Origin of the sequence: Anaeromicrobium sp., assembly GCF_025210435.1 — a bacterium.
GTDB lineage: Bacteria > Bacillota > Clostridia > Peptostreptococcales > Thermotaleaceae > Anaeromicrobium.
On sequence record NZ_JAOART010000146.1, the window covers coordinates 1 to 19,389 of the forward strand.

General features: G+C 32.2%; 19 protein-coding genes. 1 reads left to right on the forward strand and 18 read right to left on the reverse strand.

Annotation, left to right across the window (positions count from 1 at the left end; genetic code table 11):
* Nucleotides 1-232 precede the first annotated feature (232 nt).
* The 3 genes from N4A57_RS17810 to N4A57_RS17820 form a co-directional block, all read right to left on the reverse strand.
* Nucleotides 233-1,396: a DUF362 domain-containing protein gene (locus tag N4A57_RS17810; RefSeq protein ID WP_293659446.1), complete on the reverse strand. Its 1,164-nt coding sequence runs from the start codon at nt 1,394-1,396 to the stop codon at nt 233-235.
* 76 nt (nt 1,397-1,472) lie between these two features.
* On the reverse strand, nt 1,473-1,838 hold the full coding sequence (locus N4A57_RS17815; protein WP_293659447.1) for a ribosomal maturation YjgA family protein: 366 nt from the start codon (nt 1,836-1,838) through the stop codon (nt 1,473-1,475).
* A gap of 168 nt (nt 1,839-2,006) precedes the next feature.
* Nucleotides 2,007-4,070, reverse strand: coding sequence for a methyl-accepting chemotaxis protein (locus N4A57_RS17820; RefSeq protein ID WP_293659449.1), 2,064 nt, complete (start codon nt 4,068-4,070; stop codon nt 2,007-2,009).
* A 362-nt stretch (nt 4,071-4,432) separates the two neighbouring features.
* Here N4A57_RS17820 and plsY point away from each other — a divergent pair, with 362 nt between their 5' ends.
* Nucleotides 4,433-5,026 (forward strand): glycerol-3-phosphate 1-O-acyltransferase PlsY, encoded by a 594-nt coding sequence (gene plsY, locus N4A57_RS17825; protein ID WP_293659450.1) that lies wholly within the window; start codon nt 4,433-4,435, stop codon nt 5,024-5,026.
* Nucleotides 5,027-5,228: 202 nt separating this feature from the next.
* On the opposite strand, the gene glpK is transcribed toward plsY, so the two are convergent.
* The 15 genes from glpK to trmB form a co-directional block, all read right to left on the reverse strand.
* The gene (gene glpK, locus N4A57_RS17830) at nt 5,229-6,728 is read right to left on the reverse strand and encodes a glycerol kinase GlpK (protein WP_293659451.1); all 1,500 of its coding nucleotides are present in this window, start codon (nt 6,726-6,728) and stop codon (nt 5,229-5,231) included.
* 116 nt (nt 6,729-6,844) lie between these two features.
* A complete protein-coding gene (locus N4A57_RS17835) occupies nt 6,845-7,177 on the reverse strand; it encodes a Lin0368 family putative glycerol transporter subunit (RefSeq protein ID WP_293659452.1) in 333 nt (110 codons plus the stop codon).
* Between the two features lie 21 nt (nt 7,178-7,198).
* On the reverse strand, nt 7,199-7,561 hold the full coding sequence (locus N4A57_RS17840; RefSeq protein ID WP_293659453.1) for a Lin0368 family putative glycerol transporter subunit: 363 nt from the start codon (nt 7,559-7,561) through the stop codon (nt 7,199-7,201).
* 180 nt (nt 7,562-7,741) lie between these two features.
* A complete protein-coding gene (locus tag N4A57_RS17845; RefSeq protein ID WP_293659454.1) occupies nt 7,742-8,272 on the reverse strand; it encodes a DUF1847 domain-containing protein in 531 nt (176 codons plus the stop codon).
* A 6-nt stretch (nt 8,273-8,278) separates the two neighbouring features.
* Nucleotides 8,279-9,196: a tetratricopeptide repeat protein gene (locus tag N4A57_RS17850; protein WP_293659455.1), complete on the reverse strand. Its 918-nt coding sequence runs from the start codon at nt 9,194-9,196 to the stop codon at nt 8,279-8,281.
* A 150-nt stretch (nt 9,197-9,346) separates the two neighbouring features.
* Nucleotides 9,347-10,351: an ABC transporter substrate-binding protein gene (locus tag N4A57_RS17855; RefSeq protein WP_293659456.1), complete on the reverse strand. Its 1,005-nt coding sequence runs from the start codon at nt 10,349-10,351 to the stop codon at nt 9,347-9,349.
* 25 nt (nt 10,352-10,376) lie between these two features.
* Complete coding sequence (locus N4A57_RS17860; protein ID WP_293659457.1) at nt 10,377-11,552, reverse strand: quaternary amine ABC transporter ATP-binding protein; 1,176 nt, start codon at nt 11,550-11,552, stop codon at nt 10,377-10,379.
* 13 nt (nt 11,553-11,565) lie between these two features.
* Nucleotides 11,566-12,417, reverse strand: coding sequence for an ABC transporter permease (locus tag N4A57_RS17865; RefSeq protein ID WP_293659458.1), 852 nt, complete (start codon nt 12,415-12,417; stop codon nt 11,566-11,568).
* 294 nt (nt 12,418-12,711) lie between these two features.
* Nucleotides 12,712-13,170 carry a MarR family winged helix-turn-helix transcriptional regulator gene (locus N4A57_RS17870; RefSeq protein WP_293659459.1) on the reverse strand — a complete coding sequence of 153 codons (459 nt, stop codon included), beginning with the start codon at nt 13,168-13,170 and terminating at the stop codon, nt 12,712-12,714.
* 249 nt (nt 13,171-13,419) lie between these two features.
* Nucleotides 13,420-13,815, reverse strand: coding sequence for a dihydroxyacetone kinase phosphoryl donor subunit DhaM (dhaM, locus tag N4A57_RS17875; RefSeq protein WP_293659461.1), 396 nt, complete (start codon nt 13,813-13,815; stop codon nt 13,420-13,422).
* Nucleotides 13,816-13,825: 10 nt separating this feature from the next.
* A complete protein-coding gene (gene dhaL / locus N4A57_RS17880; RefSeq protein WP_293659462.1) occupies nt 13,826-14,455 on the reverse strand; it encodes a dihydroxyacetone kinase subunit DhaL in 630 nt (209 codons plus the stop codon).
* A gap of 83 nt (nt 14,456-14,538) precedes the next feature.
* On the reverse strand, nt 14,539-15,531 hold the full coding sequence (dhaK, locus tag N4A57_RS17885) for a dihydroxyacetone kinase subunit DhaK (RefSeq protein WP_293659463.1): 993 nt from the start codon (nt 15,529-15,531) through the stop codon (nt 14,539-14,541).
* Between the two features lie 227 nt (nt 15,532-15,758).
* Nucleotides 15,759-16,022 carry an HPr family phosphocarrier protein gene (locus N4A57_RS17890; RefSeq protein ID WP_293659464.1) on the reverse strand — a complete coding sequence of 88 codons (264 nt, stop codon included), beginning with the start codon at nt 16,020-16,022 and terminating at the stop codon, nt 15,759-15,761.
* A 693-nt stretch (nt 16,023-16,715) separates the two neighbouring features.
* Entirely contained in the window at nt 16,716-18,428 is a 1,713-nt protein-coding gene (locus tag N4A57_RS17895; protein ID WP_293659465.1) for a sigma 54-interacting transcriptional regulator, read from the reverse strand.
* 98 nt (nt 18,429-18,526) lie between these two features.
* Nucleotides 18,527-19,165, reverse strand: a complete 639-nt coding sequence (trmB, locus tag N4A57_RS17900) for a tRNA (guanosine(46)-N7)-methyltransferase TrmB (RefSeq protein ID WP_293659466.1) — start codon at nt 19,163-19,165, stop codon at nt 18,527-18,529.
* Nucleotides 19,166-19,389 lie beyond the last annotated feature (224 nt).

The following is a 19,389-nucleotide window of genomic DNA, read 5'->3' on the forward strand; positions in this document are numbered from 1 at the left end:
AAAATCTTTGGAACCCTGGAACGTCACAACATCCTATGCTACTCCAACATGACTCATGAACCTATATACGAAGATTCACACTTTCGCTTGTGACAAGGACTTGGGTGGAAAAGATTTTCAATATATTTTCCTGAAATAGGCACACGTAAAGCCCATTCATAAATAAGAAATCTATATACTATAAAATTGAAAAAGAGACTAGTTAGTCTAATCTCTTCTTAATCCTTATATTCTATAGTTTAGCTAATAACTTCATAAGTAGCGGCCTATGGATCAATATGGCCTTTACAGGACATAATTCTTGACAGCAAAAACACCTTATACACCCATCTAAATTTACTACTGGCCTATTATTAACCATTTCTATAACCCTTGGAGGACAGTTATCTGCACAATCAGAACATCCTACACATTCATCATGATTAAATACAGGTTTTGGCTGTAACAAATTGTTTAAAATATCCCTTATGAACTTTGGTAATTTCCCATCTAATAAATCTAAGCTCCTAATCTCTGGTATGACAAAATCATTTAATATGAATTTATTTATATCTTCTCCCATAAGATTAATATCTTCTAATTTTCCACTACATAGATTTCTCTCTACACATCTTTTAATAGTTGGTACTTTAATAGGATCAAGACCTATAATAGATGTGGCAACCACATCTAGCTCATAGGGACTAGTAGATCCAATTATAACACCCACTTTTCTAGGTTCTCCCGCACTAGGACCCTCACCCTCCATACCTACAATACCATCCATAAATGATAATATGGGCTTTGCAGCTATACATATATCTACTAGGGCATTTGAAAAATCCTCATTATTTGGCATACGTACATGATATTCAGCCTTCTCAAGGCCTGCAACTATACCAAACATATTCTTTACTGCCCCTGTAAACATCATCATTCCATGGGTTTTTAGCTTAGATACGGATATGACCTTATCCACTTCTTTTAATACTTCTATCCCCACTATTTTCTTTAAAATTAATCCATCTTCATTTTTTATTTCCATTGTATTAGTATTATAATTTAGTTTAGCTCCCACTTCATTTGCTATTTTCTCAATGCCACAGGCCCTATATATTCCCTTTAATATAGAAGTATTAAAGGGCCCTCCTGGACTGTCACCAATTATTACTTCTGCTCCATGGTCTATAAGTATTTTAGCTAATGCCTTTGTAAAAATAGGATGGGTAGTGGTGGCTTCCTCTGGTTTTTTCTTCATTAATAGGTTTAATTTCAGTAATACCTTATCTCCTTTATTTATAAACTTACTAATTCCTCCCAAATTTTCAAATGACTTCAATAGGGCTCTTTCAATTAAATCATACTCATATTCTGTACATTTCATTAGAGATACTATTTGTTTTTCCAATCCTCCCACAACCTTTCCATTATAGAAATATTTTCATAAATAATAATATATATATTATTACACCTATTCATTTGAGAAATACTATCTAGCTCTTTTCTATCCTTTCCCATATAATCAATATGACAGTTCCGATTAAGTAGCATAAAATATCTATGGTATCAAATGTAGCTCCAATAATTGTAGAAATCACTTTATTATCTTGTAAGGATAAGATGTCTACAACACGAAAATATTGAGCCAATTCCACTGATAAAGCAAATAAGAATAGGTATAGGGGTAAATGCTTTATTGATTTTGGTATTAGCCCTCTTATAAGGGTATACATTAAAATAACTACCAAAACATCTCCAATGTATGGTCTAATAATAGTATCTTTCACAAAAATGGCAATACTAAATTCTGTTACAAACAAAATTACAAAAGCAAATATATACTTCATATTTATTCTCATATACTTGTTTCCTTTCACTATTATTTTCAAAACCTTTTAGAATAATTCTATACTATTTTTAATGAATTATCTAATAGACCTAAACTAAAACACATAAGTAACTCATTATTTTTTCTAAATAATACAAAAAGCTTAGAGAGTCACTACTCTAAGCCTTTTTAAGGATCCTTAATATTTAAATTTATGGACACTCTCTTTCATATTTTCTGCTAATTTTGATAATTCTTTACTAGCATTTGCAATTTGCTCCATAGATGCTGTTTGCTCTTCTACTGATGCTGAAGCTTCTTCTGTTCCTGCCATATTTTCTTCAGATATGGAAGCAAGGTCCTCAATAAAGCTAATTATATTGTCCTTTTTATTCTCCATTATTTTACCCGATTCATTTAGTTCATCTATTGAATTCTTAGTTTTTTCAATAGCTTCAGCAATTCCTTCAAATTTATTTTCTGTTTTCTTCACACTTTCAGTCTGTTCATTTACAATTATAGCCATCTGTTTCATCGTAGTAACAGCATTTTCTGTTTTATCTTTTAATTCATTTATAATATTTGATATTTCCTCAGTAAATTCATCAGATTCCTCAGCTAGTTTTCTAATTTCACCAGCTACAACGGAAAAACCTCTTCCAGCGTCCCCTGCTCTAGCTGCTTCAATAGCTGCGTTTAAGGCCAATAAGTTTGTTTGTTCAGCAATTTTTTTAATCATTTCACTAGCTTGATAAATTTTTTCTGCACTTTCATTAGAGCTCATAATAACTTCATTAATTTCTTTTGATATTTTCTCATTCATTTTTGTTTTTTCAACTAAATCTTCAATATTTTTTATACCTTCTGCTTTTAGATATATAACTTGGTCTGTTGATTGATTTAAGTTACTCAATTTAACTTGTTCCTCTTCAATCAATACTCCTAATTCAGTAATATTATCAACAGCTTTTTCTGTATCTTTCCCTTGTTCATTTAATCTATTTGAAATTTCTCCAATGGCCATAGCCACTTCATTTGCAGCAATGGATGCTTGTTGACTGGTTCCTGCTAACTCGTCCGATGATGATGTAACATTTTGGGAATTATATGCTATCTGTTTAATGATTACTCTTAAATTATCTTCTATTTTTTGAATTGCCCTTGCTAGGCCCCCTATTTCGTCTTCCCTATTCATAAACTCAGATGGTACATCCCTTGTGATATCATAGTTTGCCACTTCATCAATATGACTAACTGCTAAAGATATGGGGATTGTAATGCTTCGAGTAATTATAATACCAATGAAAATACTTATTATTATAGCTATAATTGAAATAACTATGTTAAATCTATCTGAAGTCTTCTCTACATTTCTTAAAAAGTCTAATACACCATTTTGAATGATTACAGCTAAATCTGAAGCCTTCTTCGCTTGACCTCTCATCTCAGTACTACTAAGTTGTTGTTTTACTACTAATGCATCATATTCTTCAAAGGCATTTTTATATGTCCCTAGTGCACTCCTAGCTTCTTGAAGATTCTTTAAAACAGCTTGGGAATTTATTACTTTAGTTGCCTTATTAAGGGCACTTTCTGTATTATTAAGTAAACCTCTAAGAGTATCTGCATACTCTTTTGATCCTGTAGCCACATATTTATTGGCTGCAATTCTGACTTCCATATAGTTATCAAATGCCTCTTCTAATAATAAATACTTATCATAAGAATTTTGAATATCCCTAGGATTTGTTAATCCTTTAATATACTTTTTTTCTAAAACCATAGTATTTCTAATTGTTCTAACCACAGTATTTGCTGCTTGTGCACGTATTTTCCCTTGTTCTACTTTTTGATTTTCAAGTTCTTCAAATTGGTCAAATTGTTGTCTAAATAAATGGATTTGTTTATTCATTTCATTGGCATTTCCTTTATTTTTATTAGACTTCATTTGAGTTATGATATGCTGTAAAGTAGTTTCACTCTCTGCCAAATATTTGGATACAAGTTGTGCAGATTCATTTGTGCCATCTGCTTCAAATCGAACTTGTTCAATTCTTGCCAGAGCAACCTTGTACTTTGCAGAGTTAGTTTCATTAAAAATATTTATTTGGTAAGTTATATCCTTTAAATTGCTAAAACTAACAATGGTTAAAACAATAATAAAAATAGTAACTAAACTAAACCCTGCTACAAGGCGAGTTCCAATTTTCATATTTTTTATAAAGCTTCCCTTCTTTATTACTTTCTTTCTTTCATTAGTCATTATTGTCTAATCCCTTCTTGTGATATATTGGGGTTAATAAAGATAACCCCAAATCCTTTATTTCCTTAAACCTTATACTCTTAGGTATATTATCTTTACATATCCATCCTTTACTGAAACTTCTATAAATTAGAACTTTTACATATTTCATAATTATAACAACAATTCCACATTTTATCAAAGGTTCTTTAACTTATATATCTAATCATTTATAAATCCATATATTATAATCAAAACGCTTAGGCATATTCAAAAAATAAATTAGTCATTTCACTGGTTATTTGAATAGATTATTTAAAAGTAATTTTCATTGATATGGATTAGAGAATAATGTTAAAATATACTTAGAAGGAGGAGTGTACATGTTAAAGTATTTTCTTATAATTGGTCTTAGTTATTTAATCGGTAGTATACCGTTCTCTTATATTACGGCGAAAGTGATGGGAAATATTGATATAAGAAACTACGGAAGTGGAAACACTGGAGCTACTAACGTTTTTAGAACCCTAGGTTTAAAGGCAGGATTTACAGCATTTTTCTTAGATTTTCTAAAGGGATTTGTCCCTGCCATAATAGCAAAGAAGCTATTTGACATAGACTTGGCCGTATTGGCTTCAGTTTTTGCAGTAGTAGGCCATTGTTATTCATTTTGGTTAGGTTTTAAGGGTGGTAAGGGTGTTGCTACTACAGGAGGAACCATATTTGCTTTATATCCTGTAATAGGATTGATTTTACTAGTGTTGCAATTTACACTTATATTTACTACACGTATAATGTCCTTGGCATCCATTAGTACAGCCTTTTTATTTCCTATAATATCCTATTTCATGGATACAAATAGTCTTTTTGTAATATATGCAACTGGCCTTGGTATTTTTGTAATATACAAACATAAATCCAATATACAAAGGCTTTTAAATGGAACTGAATCTAAGATGAGTCTCAAAAAGAAATAAATTAAGAAGTAAAATGGAAAACCATTTTACTTCTTTTTTATTTCTTCATATACAATTAATATCTATAAGCTCTAAGGCATATGAAAGAAAATATATTTAAAAAAGCCATATAAGGTTATGCCTAATTAAAGGCTTCCTCATATGGCTCTTTAGGACTTCTGCCTTAATATTAAATATTTAATATTTAATTTTTAATTAAATTTTATTCTTCTTCCCACTTTAATGCTCTATTTACAGCTTTTTTCCAACCAGCATATAATTTTTCCTTCTTATCATCTTCCATGGAAGGATTAAATTTCTTATCCACATTCCATCTCTTAGTAATTTCATCTTTACTTTCCCAGAATCCTACAGCAAGACCCGCTAAATAAGCAGCACCCATGGCAGTAGTTTCTATAATCTCTGGTCTCACAACAGGAACTCCTAATGCATCAGCTTGGAATCCCATTAAGAAATTATTAGCAACTGCTCCACCATCTACCTTAAGTTCTGTTAAATTAATCTTGGAATCCTCTTGCATAGCTTCTAGTACATCTCTAGTTTGATATGCAATAGACTCTAGGGTAGCCCTAATAATATGATTTCTATTAGCTCCCCTAGTAAGTCCTACTATAGTACCCCTTGCATACATATCCCAATAAGGTGCTCCAAGACCTACAAAGGCAGGAACCACATATACACCAGCAGTATCTTCTGCCTTCTTAGCAAAATATTCACTATCCTTAGCATCACTTATAAGCTTAAGTTCATCCCTTAACCATTGAACGCTAGCACCAGCAACGAAAATACTTCCTTCTAATGCATATTCAACCTTTCCATCTACTCCCCATGCAATAGTAGTTAACAATCCATTATTAGAAGGAACAAATTCTTCTCCCGTTTGCATTAACATGAAGCATCCTGTACCATAAGTATTCTTAGCCATTCCAGGTTCAAAGCAAGCCTGACCAAATAATGCAGCCTGTTGGTCTCCTGCAGCTCCACCTATAGGAATCATAGCTCCACCAAACATTTTCTCATCTGTATGACCATAAACTTCACTAGATGGTCTTACTTCTGGTAGCATACACTTAGGAATATCAAAATCTTCTAATATTTTTTCATCCCACTTTAATTCCTTTATATTATAAAGCATAGTTCTAGAAGCGTTAGAATAATCAGTAACATGTACCTTACCCCTTGTTAAATTCCAAATTAACCATGTATCTACGTTACCAAATAACAATTCACCTTTTTTAGCTCTTTCCCTTGCACCTTCCACATTATCAAGTATCCACTTAACCTTTGTTCCAGAGAAATATGCGTCTACCACAAGACCCGTATTATCTCTTATATATGTATCAAAACCCCTACTCTTTATGTCATCACAAATGCTTGCTGTTCTTCTACATTGCCATACGATTGCATTATGTATAGGTTTTCCAGTTTCCTTATCCCAAACAAGTGTTGTCTCCCTTTGATTAGTAATACCTATAGCTGCAATTTCCTCTGAGGATATACCTGAAGTTTCTAAAACTTCCCTAGCAACACCCATTTGACTTCCCCAAATTTCCATTCCATCATGTTCAACCCAACCTGGTTTTGGATATATTTGAGTAAATTCCTTTTGAGCTACCTTAACTATTTTTCCATCATGATCAAATAAAATAGCTCTTGAACTGGTTGTTCCCTGGTCTAATGCCATTACATATTTTTTTTGCATGTGATTCTTCCTCCTCGAGTATGTGTTTTTTTTATAATTTATTAAAAAAGACGGTCATCCCTATAGGGCAACCGTCCTTTTATTACTTATTCTTAACGGTTTTAATATTATCTATATTATAAGCAAGAAAGTATAAATCCACCTATTGTTCCACCGATTAAGGCCATAAATCCATTAACAAGACCCTTTGACATGTTATCTCCAGATAATACGGATGCTGTAAATAAACCAGCCCCTGCAGCCCATGCCATATCTATCCAAGCTGCTCCAGATTGGAATATAACTCCAACCCCATGGGTTAATGTCCAAGTTGTACCAACTATAAATCCAGCTGCCATCCAACCACCTATAGGACCCCATACCTCCACCATTTTTCCCCAACAAAGTCTAATTAAAAAAGGAAATATAAATGCTCCAGCAAAAGTAGTTACCACATTAGCAAAGGTCATAAATTCACCTCCCATTTATTTTTATGATTCTAGTTTTTCTTTCTCAGCTAAATACACTTCTAATTTGTAAGCCATATATCCACCAACCATACCACCAACTAATACAACTCCTAAAGTTGGTAGTGATCCAATACCTGCACCTATTCCTTGTTCGAATACACCTCTCATAGTTCCACACATGCCGATTCCAAGGGCCATATCCACCCATGCACCGTCATTGTTGTGGATTCCAATGTAGTGATTTAAAAACCACATGGTGCCAATAATTATAAAGCCTGCGAACCATCCACCCCCTATACCATATTCTCCTGCAAATGCTCCCCATACGCTCATTACAAACATACCTGCAATAGCAGTTCCTATCATAGTACCTACATGCTTCATATATTCACCTCCCTATATTTATATAATGCTTATTTTTTAGTAGATATTCCTTATTTCATTATTTTAAACATCCACTTACTTATTATTTCTCTAAAGATTCTGAAATATCCTTCTATTTTTTCTTAATTTTTCCATTAATTTGAAAAAGGTGAATTGATTACCAATTCACCTTTTTTATTCCTAACCCACTATACCCTCTAATGGGTTGTGTCTATATTTTCTATCTTTAACTATAAGAGTAGTAGTTGGTGCTTCACTCCACTTATTAAATAATACATCATGGCCCATACAGAGGCCTACTAATACATTTAACTCTGTGTTTCTCTCATTTAATTTATGGGCCTGACCAATAGGATTACAGGATGTTTCTCCCTTTTTTTCATCCCTCTTTGCCATATTAAATTCAGATTTATCCATCCCTGCATTTCTACAACAAATTGAACTTACCTCAAAATGCTCACTTAAAATTTCATGAATTACCTTAGCTTCTCTTTTAAAGGCTATACAAAAGGCCACACCAATCTTTTTATAATTCATAAGCTTTCCAAACTCTATTAACTCATCTAATCTTCCAGCATTTTTATTCATTTCACCTGTTACTTGTAGCATCTTTAAATTTTCATCCTTGTATAATGCCACCTCTTCTTCCCTGCTATTTGTACAGTCCTTTCCTTTAAAACACTCCTTGTTTTCACATAATGCACATTTCATTTCCCACTACTCCTTTTCAAATAATAGTTCATATGCTTTAAAAGCCCTTATTGGATTTAATTCCTCATCCTTTTTTATATAGGGTTTTAATCTTGGTTCGATTTTGTAAGATTTTATAATGTCTTTTAAAGCTCTATCATATAAGTTTATATTTATATAAAAACAGGCCCTATTATAGTATAATACTGCCACATGAGGATTATATTCAATTCCTCTTGATATGACTTCTATGGCCCTTTTATATTCCTTGTTCTCCTTGTATATTATACTTAAATTTAAATATCCATAGGCATATTCTTCATTTTCCCCTATGGATTTTTCATAATAATCCATGGCTTCATTTATTTTTCCTAGTTTTTTTAATATGACTCCCATATTAAAAAGGGCCATATAGTGATTAGGAATTATTTCTAATGCCTTTTTCATATGATAATAGGCCTGGTCATTTTCATTGTCCTCTTCATACATGGAACCTAAGTTAGTATGGGACCAAAAGTCTTTCCTATTAATTTCTATGGCCTTTTTATAAGATTCCTTTGCCTTATTCCTTTCGTTTATCTTTTCATACACATCTGCTAAGAAAAAATATGCCCTATCATATATGGGATTTAATTCTATGGCTTTTTTATAATATTTTATGGCCTTATAATATTCTTCTTGCCTGTCATATATGGTACCTAACCCATAGTAGGCCCTACACTCATCCTCATCCACATGGATAACTTGCCAATATTTTTCCTCTGCCATGGCTTCATTTCCAAATTCATCATAATTTATGGCCATATCCAGTAAAAGTTCCACATCTTCCTTAGCTCCTGCCTGTCTATATGCCTTTTCATAGAATCTCAATGCCTTTATAAGCTGTCCTTCTACTTTAAATTTACGTGCCAAATTTTTATAATTATCTATCATATATTTTTTCATGATTAAATGCCTTCCTAATTAAAATTTCCATTATGATTTTAGCATAATTTTAGTATTAAAACTAGTTTATTAAAATTATTTATATTTCAGTCTATAGATTTCCTATAGCATAAAAAGACTGCTGACAATTAATTTGTCAACAGTCTAAAACTACATATCCTTTAATTTTTCTTGTACCTTATTTTTTGTATCTTCATCTATCCACTTAGTCCAAATTTCTTCATTCTCTTTTAAAAACCAGATAGCTGTATTTTCTATAGATTCATCATTCTCTTGCATATATGCCAGTGCCTTTGCAATATCCTTTGAGCTTAATTTATATTTCTTAAAAAGTCCTATTACTTCTGGTGTCTTTTCCATCATGTCCTTATGAACGGTAATAGTTACTTTTGTTGGCTTAAATTCACAATTGTAATTGTCATTCCACAATTCATCACTATACTTATTTTCCTTTAAAAGGGTTAAATCATATTTACCACTAATCCATGTAGGTTCCCAATAATATCCAACCCATGGTTCTCCTTTTTCATAGGCAGAAGCTAAAGATGTGGCTAAAGATGTATCAGAACCAGGAGCGAATAAAGTGTACGTATCCTTTAGCCCATATAGTTTGTGCTTAGTTTCTATTGTTTGGGATACTATCCAAGTAGCTGGGGCATTATATAGTCTTCCCTTACTAGGTTCTTCTGGATCTTTAAATAGATCTTTATATTTAGGTAAATCCTTTACATTCTTTAAGTCAGGAGCCATAGGCTCTATTCCTCTTTTTTCATCTCCCTTTATTAAATAGGTAGGTACATATATACCTTGCTTATTATCCTCCATATTCATACCTAACTCCACTATTTCTCCACTTTTAATAGTTTCATCATAATCTGGTATATTATCTGACCAAGTTTCCATATTTACAGATATTTCTCCCTTTTTTTGACCTAACCATGTTGCTGCTGAAGAACCTGGTATTGTATCTGTATCATAACCAAATCCATTTTCAATAATATAACCTGCTATCTCATTATTCAATTTCATACTATCCCAACCTGCATCAGTGAATTTAATAATCATTTTTTCACTGCTAACTTCTTCATTAGAGTTTCCACAAGATGCTAAAGTTATTACTAATAGACATACTAATAGAATTCTTATGAATTTCATCAAACCATCTCCTCGTATAATATTTTTAAACTATTAAAGATTTTAGTATACTCATAGGTGATATAACTCCTAAAAATCTTTCTTCATCATTAACTACGGCTATAGGGAATTTAGACTTAGTAACATACTTAACCAGGTTAGATAAATATGAATTTCCCTTAGCTTTAAAATAATCTTCTCTCAAAATACTTCTTATTTCCTTTTCTTTATTTCTTGCCTTAATACAATCCTCCTTAGTTACAAGACCTACTAAAGTCATATTTTCATTTAATATATAAATACTATTTAAATTTTCTTTTTGCATCTTATTTATTAAATGAGTTGGTTTATCTGTAATATATCCAACTCCATAGCCTTCTTTCATAATAGACTTTGCCCTAAGGACCCGACTTCTGTCAATATCCTTTATAAAATCCTCAATATAGTCATTAGCTGGATTATTTAGTATTTCCTCCGGAGTACCTACCTGAACTATTTCTCCATCCTTCATTACAGCTATTCTATCTCCTAATTTAAAGGCTTCATTTACATCATGAGTTATAAATATAATAGTTTTTTTGATCTTCCCCTGTATCTCTAATAGTTCATCATGCATATCCCTTTTAATAAGAGGATCTAGAGCACTAAAGGGCTCATCCATAAGAAGTATTTCTGGGTCATTTGCTAATGCTCTGGCTAAACCTACCCTTTGCTTCATACCTCCACTTAACTTAGATATATAATAATCTTCCCATCCCTTAAGACCTACTATTTCTAGGCTCTCTTTTCCAATTCTAATCCGTTCATCCTTTGGTATATTTTTAATTTCTAATCCATATTCTACATTTTCAAGTACTGTTCTATGATTTAAAAGCCCAAAATGTTGAAATACCATGGCAATTTTATCCTGTCTAAACTTTTGTAACTCTGCCTTAGAATAAGTAACTATATTTTCTCCATCCACATATATATCACCTTTAGAAGGTTTATTTAATAAGTTTAAACATCTTATCAAAGTAGATTTACCACTTCCTGATAATCCCATGATTATAAATATTTCTCCTTCATTTACTTCAAAGGACACATTATTAACACCCACTGCACACCCTGTTTGTTCTAATATTTCCTCTTTGTTTTTTCCTTCATCTAAGTACTCATATACTTTTTCATTACCTTTTCCAAATATTTTATATAAACCATCAACCTTTATTTTTGTTTTCATAATTATTAACCTCCTATCTATCATATTTGAATTTATCTGCAACAGATTGGGTTAACCTATCTATTATAATAGCTAAAAATACAATACTCAAACCTGCTTCAAAACCCATTCCTATATCAATTCTATTAATTGCATTAATTACATTCATACCTAACCCCTTAGCACCTATCATTGAAGACACTACAACCATGGCCATTGCCATCATAGTAGTTTGATTAATTCCTGTCATTATAGTAGGCATTGCTTGAGGAATCTCTACCTTCAATAGAGTTTGCATAGTAGATGCTCCAAAGGAATTAGATGCTTCTATCATTTCTTTAGATACACTTTTTATAGCCAAGTTAGTCAATCTTATAACTGGTGGTAAAGAATATATGGTAGTGGCAAAAACTGCTGGTACCATACCTAATCCGAATAACATAATAGCAGGTATTAGATATACAAAACTAGGCATAGTTTGCATGGCATCTAATAATGGTCTTGTTATAGTTTCTACTCTTTTTTTATAAGCTATTAAAATACCAAAAGGTATTCCTATTATTAAGGATATTATCACAGAGGTTAGGACTATTGCTAAAGTTATCATCATCTCTTCCCAAAGACCAAATCCCCCTATTAAAAATATCATTCCTCCATATAAAATACCCGATTTAATATTTTTAAATTTCCACCCTACGATTACCACTAAACCTATAACCAAAATCCAAGGTACACTCAGCAATGCTCCCTGAGTTACTAATAAAAATTTTAATATCATATGTTTTATGGATTCAAATACACCTGCATAATTTTTAGTTATCCATATTACAAATTGTTCTACATATACGCCTATACTTATTTTTATATGCTCTGGGAATAATCCCATAAAAAAACCTCCCTTTTTTATTTACTCATGTGAATGTTATACTAACTAAGAATGAGAAAATTTAAATACAAATTTTCTCATCTATAGATACTAAATTAATTTACACATGGAAATTAAAACTATTTTGTATAGTTTTTTCATCTTATCTTGTTTTTTTATATTAAAATTTTAATAATAATAAAATTTACTACTCTTAAATATACTCTTGAAATTGTTTTATAAATTTATAAGAAATGTATAATGAAATTGTATATAATAGATTGCGTATCTACCATACGCACAAAGACAGAATTATTAAGACTTCATACAATCTAATAATTCTTCTAGGCACTTATGCAAGATTAATATCTTTTCATCTGAAAGTTTTTGAAGGGAATGTGCTAAATAGGTCTTTTCTGCTTGGTTTTCCATATTTTCCAGTAATTCATCGCTTTTTTTTGTAATATATACTCTATTAATTCTTCTATCTTTACTATCTCTACCTCTTTTTAAAAGTTCCTTCTTCTCTAATCTAGTAATTTGTTCAGACATGGTATTTTGAGATTTATTAAGTTTTTTAGCTATCTCACCTACAGTAGGTCCTTCTTTTCCACCTTTATATTCTTCTATAATTTCTTTTAATTGAATTAATAATTTGTATTGTTCTAATCTCAATCCAAACCGATGTGCTAATTGTCTGTTTTTCTGTTCTAGTAAATCGTCTATGGTCTTTTTATGTCTAATTATTCCTTGTATATTTTCTTTCCTCCCCATAGATACCTCCACATTACATCTGACTACGATATATTCTTACAGCGAAAATATCGTTATAAGATAATATCGCTATACGATATATATTAACACATATTAATAAATTTGGAAAGTCTTTTTTCAGAAATTTTATAATTTTTTCACCTTTTGCCTTTTTCCTTATTTTCTTCCAAAATTCTCATTCTATTGGAATATTTCCTTGGTTTATCTGGAAACATAAAAGGGATGTAACTTAAGTTACATCCCTTTTGATTATTTCTTTGGATAATTTTTAGCATCTTCTGCTGCACTTATTACTTCCTGGAGAGTTGCTCCTATAGATGCTTGGCTTACGGCTGCAATAGCCCCTTCCACAATAGGTGCGTCAGCTATATGTACATTTTTAGCCACTTCATCACCTAAAAATTCTATACTCATTTCTGCACTCATAATTGCACTACCTAAATCTACCAATATAACTACCCCATCACCCGTATCTACCTCAGTAATGGCCTCCATAATTCTATTAGCATCTGTTCCAAATCTATTGTCAAAGGTTCCTCCAGCTGCTGCTACTTTAAGGTCTTTTGATTGACACATCTGCATACTTAATTTGATTATTTCCTCTGCCAGTTTATTACTGTGTGATACTATAACTATACCTACCATTTCTAACTCACTACCCTTCCCTTATCACATCGTTAATTGCATTTATTATAATAAAGCTAGAAGTTGCACCAGGATCCACATGACCTATACTTCTGTCTCCTAAAAAGCTTGCTCTTCCTTTAATAGCTTTGATTCCCTTAGTATACTCCATACCTTCCTTAGCTGCTTTGGTAGCCTTATCAGATGCCATCTTTAAATCTTCACCATTTTCTATACTTCCTTTAAAAGCTTCATAGGCTGGTATAATAGCATCTAACATGGTCTTATGACCACGCTCAGCCTGACCCCTTTGCTTTATTCCTCCAATAACATTTTCATATATTTTTACAAAGTCTTCTCCTTGTAAAACATCCCTATCCTTAACTGCCATAGAGGCCTTTAAAAAAGCTGTTCCATATAGGGGACCTGAAGCTCCTCCTATAGTAGAGATTAAAGTCATGGCTATTGTTTTTAGTATGGTACTAAAATCTTTATCCTTAACCGTTTCTATCTTTTTTTTAGCCTCACTAAATCCCCTGGCCATATTTGAACCATGGTCCGAGTCTCCTATTTGAGTATCTAAATCATTTAATAATTCCTTACTATCTATTATTCTATCTGATAAAAGATCTAATGCCTTTAAAAACATTTCCTTATTCATTAAAATAACATCTCCTTTTCTTTTTCATAATAAATTTATTGGCCAAGTCTTTAACACTTGGCCAATTCATAGTAAATAGACTTTTATTTATAAGCAGGCGTATCTGCAGCCTTTTCTAATAATCCTTTTAACTCTTCATCTAATTTAATAATAGTTACTGAGAATCCTGGCATTTCAAGGGATGTCATAAAGTTTCCTACAATAGTTTTTACAGTCTTAAGCTTTCTTCCTTCTAATAACTCAGCCACTTTTCTATTGGCTATATATAGTTCCATAAGTGGAGTAGCTCCTAGTCCGTTAACTAATACGGCCACTTCTTGCCCCTCATCAAATGGTATATCATTTAATATTTTCTCCACCATATGGGTAGTAATTTCATCGGCACTAGAAATTTTTTCCCTATGAGTTCCAGGCTCTCCATGGATACCAAGACCCATTTCAATTTCTTCTTCTCCAAGCTCAAAACTTGCCTTTCCTGCCGCTGGAACTATACACGGTCCTAGAGACATTCCCATAGTCCTAGTATTGGCTATTACCTTCTCAGCAATCCTCTTAACTTCTGATAATTCCATTCCTTCTTCAGCTGCAGCCCCTGCTATCTTGTGTACGAATATAGTTCCTGCAACTCCCCTTCTACCTGTTGTATAAGTACTATTTTCAACAGCCACATCATCATTTACAATTACCTTATCAACTGTAATTCCTTCCATTTCAGCCATTTCTGCTGCCATTTCAAAATTCATTACGTCTCCTGAATAATTCTTTATTACTAATAATACACCCTTACCTGAATCAATGGCCTTTATACCTTCAAATACTTGATCTGGAGTAGGTGATGTAAATACTTCTCCTGCAACTGCACCATCTAACATTCCCTTTCCTACAAATCCACCATGGGATGGTTCATGACCACTTCCACCACCACTGATTAAAGCTACCTTTCCAGCCACTGGGGCATCCTTTCTAACTAGAACATTAAATCCTTCAACTCTCTTTACATGTTCTGGATGAGCCTTAACTATTCCTTTTAGCATTTCGTCAACAATATTTTCTACCTGGTTAATTATTTTTTTCATAATTAATCCCCTCTCTTTTAAATATAGTTACTTAATCTTAAAGGTTTTTATTAAAATAAAGTTAGGCTTTAGGCATATAAAAGGAATAAATCAGTCAGGTCGCTGAGGGAGTTGGATTATTTTCAAGGCATGGTGAGTGAGCATATTAAACATATGTAAACGACTCCATAACGAAGAAAATAATCTAACTAACCAGTGAAATCACTAATTTATTTTTTGAATATGCCTTAAAGTCCAAAATTAGATTCCACTAAACTAACTACTGCTTCTACTGCACTTTCTTCATCTTCACCATTTCCAATAATAGTTATAGTTTCATTTTCTTTAACTCCTAAGGCCATGACTCCCATTATACTCTTAGCATTTATTTTCTTTCCCTTATATTCTATTTCCATGTTACTTTTAAATTTTCCACATTCCTTAACTAAAACTCCTGCAGGTCTTGCATGTAATCCATTCTTTTCCTTAACTACTATTTCTCTTTTCACCATTTATTTTCCTCCTATTTTTCTCCATTTTTCCTTATTTTTTATCTATTATCCATTATATTCTTAGTTAACGTTTTCCCTAATACATATTGCAAAGTACATGCCAACTTTATTTTCCCCATTATTAAATTCTTTATGTAAGCTATAGATTTATCAACACTAAGTTTTCTGTATTAAAGTAACTTGCCTACAATGGAAACTATTGAGAATTTTTTGGAATTGTGGAACGTCACAACATCCTATGCTACTTGAACATGACTCATGAACCTATCTACGAAGATTCACACTTTCGCTTGTGACAAGGACTTGGGTGGAAAAGATTTTCAATAGTTTCCTGAAATAGGCCCACATAAAGGAAGTTTATACACCAGAAATCTATATAGATTTCTTGGTTTTAAAATTGCTTTATACAGTAACTTGCCTATAAGAGAAAATATATTAAAAATCTTTGGAACCCTGGAACGTCACAACATCCTATGCTCCTTGAACATGACTCATGAACCTATCTACGGAGATTCACACTTTCGCTTATGACAATGACTTGGGTGGAAAAGATTTTCAATAGTTTCCTGAAATAGGCCCACATAAAGCAAGTTTATACACCAGAAATCTATATATATATATCCATCTGTATTTCTTTTTAAAAATAAAAAGTTGATAAAATTTATCAACGCCAGATAAAATTTATCAACTCCCTTAAATCAAATTATATTTTTTAGCTTTCAATGATACAGTCCTATGGGTAAGACCTAAGGCTTTTGCTGCCTTATTGAAACTTTTGTGTTTTTTTAAGGCTAATCTCACTATTTCTCTATCATAATCTTCCATTCTAGCCAAATCTCCGTTGATAAAATTTATCAACCCATCGTTTTTTCTTTTATCATTTCTCATATAGCTAGGCAAATTATCCACATCTATTTCATACCTATCACTTAAGGTTATGGACCTTGTAATAATGTTTTCCAACTCTCTAATATTTCCTGGCCAACAATATTCCTTTAAATGATTCAAAGCCTCCCTAGATATACTTTTTTCATCCATGGACTCTTCCTTACAAATTTTTTCTATAAAATGCTCTGCTAATAGGCCTATGTCCTCTTTTCTATTTCTTAGGGGTGGCAATACAATTGGAATTACATTTAATCTATAATATAAATCTTCCCTAAACTCATTATTATTTACCATATCTTCTAAATTTCTATTTGTGGCACAGATTATTTTAATATCTATCTTAATTAATTCATTACCACCAAGGCGCTCTATTTCTTTTTCCTGTATGGCTCTTAGAAGCTTTGCCTGAATATTATAGTTTGTTTCTCCTATTTCATCTAAAAATAGAGTTCCTCCATTTGCCAATTCAAATTTGCCTATTTTTCTCTTACTAGCTCCTGTAAAGGCTCCCCTTTCGTATCCAAACAATTCACTTTCCAATAAATTTTCTGGTATGGCAGCACAATTCACTTTAATAAAGGCCTGGTCCTTTCTTTTACTAGCTTTATGAATTGCCTTAGCCACAAGTTCCTTACCAGTACCACTTTCTCCCCTAACCATTACATTAACAGATGTTTTAGCCGCCTTAGATGATAACCTCTTCACGTCCTTTAAAAGGGAACTGTTTCCTATTATTATATTAAAAGCCTCATCCACATCACTGTTTTTACTCAGTTCTTCTTCATAGTATTTAATCTTTTCTTCTGCCTTATGGAGCCTTTGGATTACTTCTTCTAACTCTGTCACATCCTTATAAGTAGTTATTACACCCTTGAATTTATTGTGGGCAAATATGGGAACTGCACTGGATAGTATTCTTTTTCCATCCTTTCCCCTTATTAAAATATCTATTATCTTTTCCTTTGTATCTAATACCCCTACACTTGGTCTATTGGGATAAATCTTTTTCACATGTTGTCCTATTATATCTTCCTTTTTAATATTAAATATGTTTTCATAGGCTGGATTTAAATATGTTATTATGCCCCTATTATCCATAAGGCAAATTCCATCCCCCATATGATTTAATATACTACCAAATTTATTTTTAATCTCAGTTATGGATTTTAACTCACTAGTAATATTTATAGTATGTTCTTCTAGTAATTTATCTATCTCTTCTATATCATTTACCCTTTGATCTATTTCTCCAGATATATAGTTACAAATTTCTTCAAGGGCCTCTTTCCTATTTTCCCCCTCTGCAATCACATACAATATATCACCCTTTTTTATTTTTAGGGCAGCTAAAGTTAACATATTAGCAAGGGGAAATCTACTTTCATCCTTTTCCTTTTGAATATATAATCTCACATTATACTTTGTCCTAACAATATTTACAAATGAAGTTATCATTGCCGCAGTCCTTGCATGAATACCCTTTTTATTAGATATGACCACTCGTCTTTTCTCTTCCATCATGACTCCTCCATCCTTCCTTTTTTCCATTATACCATAAGGCATATCTTTGCCTGGGAAATATAAAAGGAAGGTCACCCCTATGGATAACCTTCCCTTTACTTAGGCAGACCCTCTAGTCTATATATTTTAAGACCTTGAGCCACAAATTTGTCTTCATATTCAGTAGTAATATTTTCTGTCAATTCACTATTATGTAAATCTAGAGAAATATTTTTTAATTTCCAATCTGCTCCTGCAAATTCATTTAAGGAAAATTCAAACAACCTTTCATTGTCCGTTTTAAAATGTACTTCTCCATCTTCCTTCAATAGGTTCTTGTACATGTTTAAAAATCTATGATGAGTCAGTCTTCTTTTGGCCCATCTCTTTTTAGGCCAGGGATCGCAGAAATTTATGAAAATCCTGCTCAACTCATTTTCATTAAAATACTCTTCTAATCTATTAGCATCCTTCCATAAAAAAGCAATATTTTTAGAACCTGACCCATGGGATTTTTCAACGGCCTTTAAAAGAACCTCTTCCTTCATTTCCATGGCAATAAAGTTTATATGGGGATTATTTTTAGCCCAAGTAGTTATAAACTGACCTCTACCCGTACCAATTTCCACATATATGGGATTATCATTTCCAAAATACTCTCTCCATCTCCCCTTATATTCTTCTGCATTTACTACTACATATTCTTCATAACTAAGGAGCTTCAAATCTGCCCCCTTCTTCTTTCTTCTTCTCATCTTCTTCTCCTTCTACTATTATATTTCTATCACTACTTTTTTATAGAATTATAGATTTCGTAACACTAGGCTTTCTTTATACAGTAACTTGCCTATAAGGGAAAATATATTGAAAATCTTTGGAACCCTGGAACGTCACAACATCCTATGCTACTCCAACATGACTCATGAACCTATCTACGAAGATTCACACTTTCGCTTGTGACAAGGACTTGGGTGGAAAA

Coding starts and splice junctions, on each gene's coding strand:
- N4A57_RS17815 (WP_293659447.1), bottom strand. CDS start 1,838: ATGAGAATAAATATGAAGTATATATTTGCTTTTGTAATTTTGTTTGTA.
- N4A57_RS17820 (WP_293659449.1), bottom strand. CDS start 4,070: ATGACTAATGAAAGAAAGAAAGTAATAAAGAAGGGAAGCTTTATAAAA.
- plsY (WP_293659450.1), top strand. CDS start 4,433: ATGTTAAAGTATTTTCTTATAATTGGTCTTAGTTATTTAATCGGTAGT.
- glpK (WP_293659451.1), bottom strand. CDS start 6,728: ATGCAAAAAAAATATGTAATGGCATTAGACCAGGGAACAACCAGTTCA.
- N4A57_RS17835 (WP_293659452.1), bottom strand. CDS start 7,177: ATGACCTTTGCTAATGTGGTAACTACTTTTGCTGGAGCATTTATATTT.
- N4A57_RS17840 (WP_293659453.1), bottom strand. CDS start 7,561: ATGAAGCATGTAGGTACTATGATAGGAACTGCTATTGCAGGTATGTTT.
- N4A57_RS17845 (WP_293659454.1), bottom strand. CDS start 8,272: ATGAAATGTGCATTATGTGAAAACAAGGAGTGTTTTAAAGGAAAGGAC.
- N4A57_RS17850 (WP_293659455.1), bottom strand. CDS start 9,196: ATGAAAAAATATATGATAGATAATTATAAAAATTTGGCACGTAAATTT.
- N4A57_RS17855 (WP_293659456.1), bottom strand. CDS start 10,351: ATGAAATTCATAAGAATTCTATTAGTATGTCTATTAGTAATAACTTTA.
- N4A57_RS17860 (WP_293659457.1), bottom strand. CDS start 11,552: ATGAAAACAAAAATAAAGGTTGATGGTTTATATAAAATATTTGGAAAA.
- N4A57_RS17865 (WP_293659458.1), bottom strand. CDS start 12,417: ATGGGATTATTCCCAGAGCATATAAAAATAAGTATAGGCGTATATGTA.
- N4A57_RS17870 (WP_293659459.1), bottom strand. CDS start 13,170: ATGGGGAGGAAAGAAAATATACAAGGAATAATTAGACATAAAAAGACC.
- dhaM (WP_293659461.1), bottom strand. CDS start 13,815: ATGGTAGGTATAGTTATAGTATCACACAGTAATAAACTGGCAGAGGAA.
- dhaL (WP_293659462.1), bottom strand. CDS start 14,455: ATGAATAAGGAAATGTTTTTAAAGGCATTAGATCTTTTATCAGATAGA.
- dhaK (WP_293659463.1), bottom strand. CDS start 15,531: ATGAAAAAAATAATTAACCAGGTAGAAAATATTGTTGACGAAATGCTA.
- N4A57_RS17890 (WP_293659464.1), bottom strand. CDS start 16,022: ATGGTGAAAAGAGAAATAGTAGTTAAGGAAAAGAATGGATTACATGCA.
- N4A57_RS17895 (WP_293659465.1), bottom strand. CDS start 18,428: ATGGAAGAGAAAAGACGAGTGGTCATATCTAATAAAAAGGGTATTCAT.
- trmB (WP_293659466.1), bottom strand. CDS start 19,165: ATGAGAAGAAGAAAGAAGAAGGGGGCAGATTTGAAGCTCCTTAGTTAT.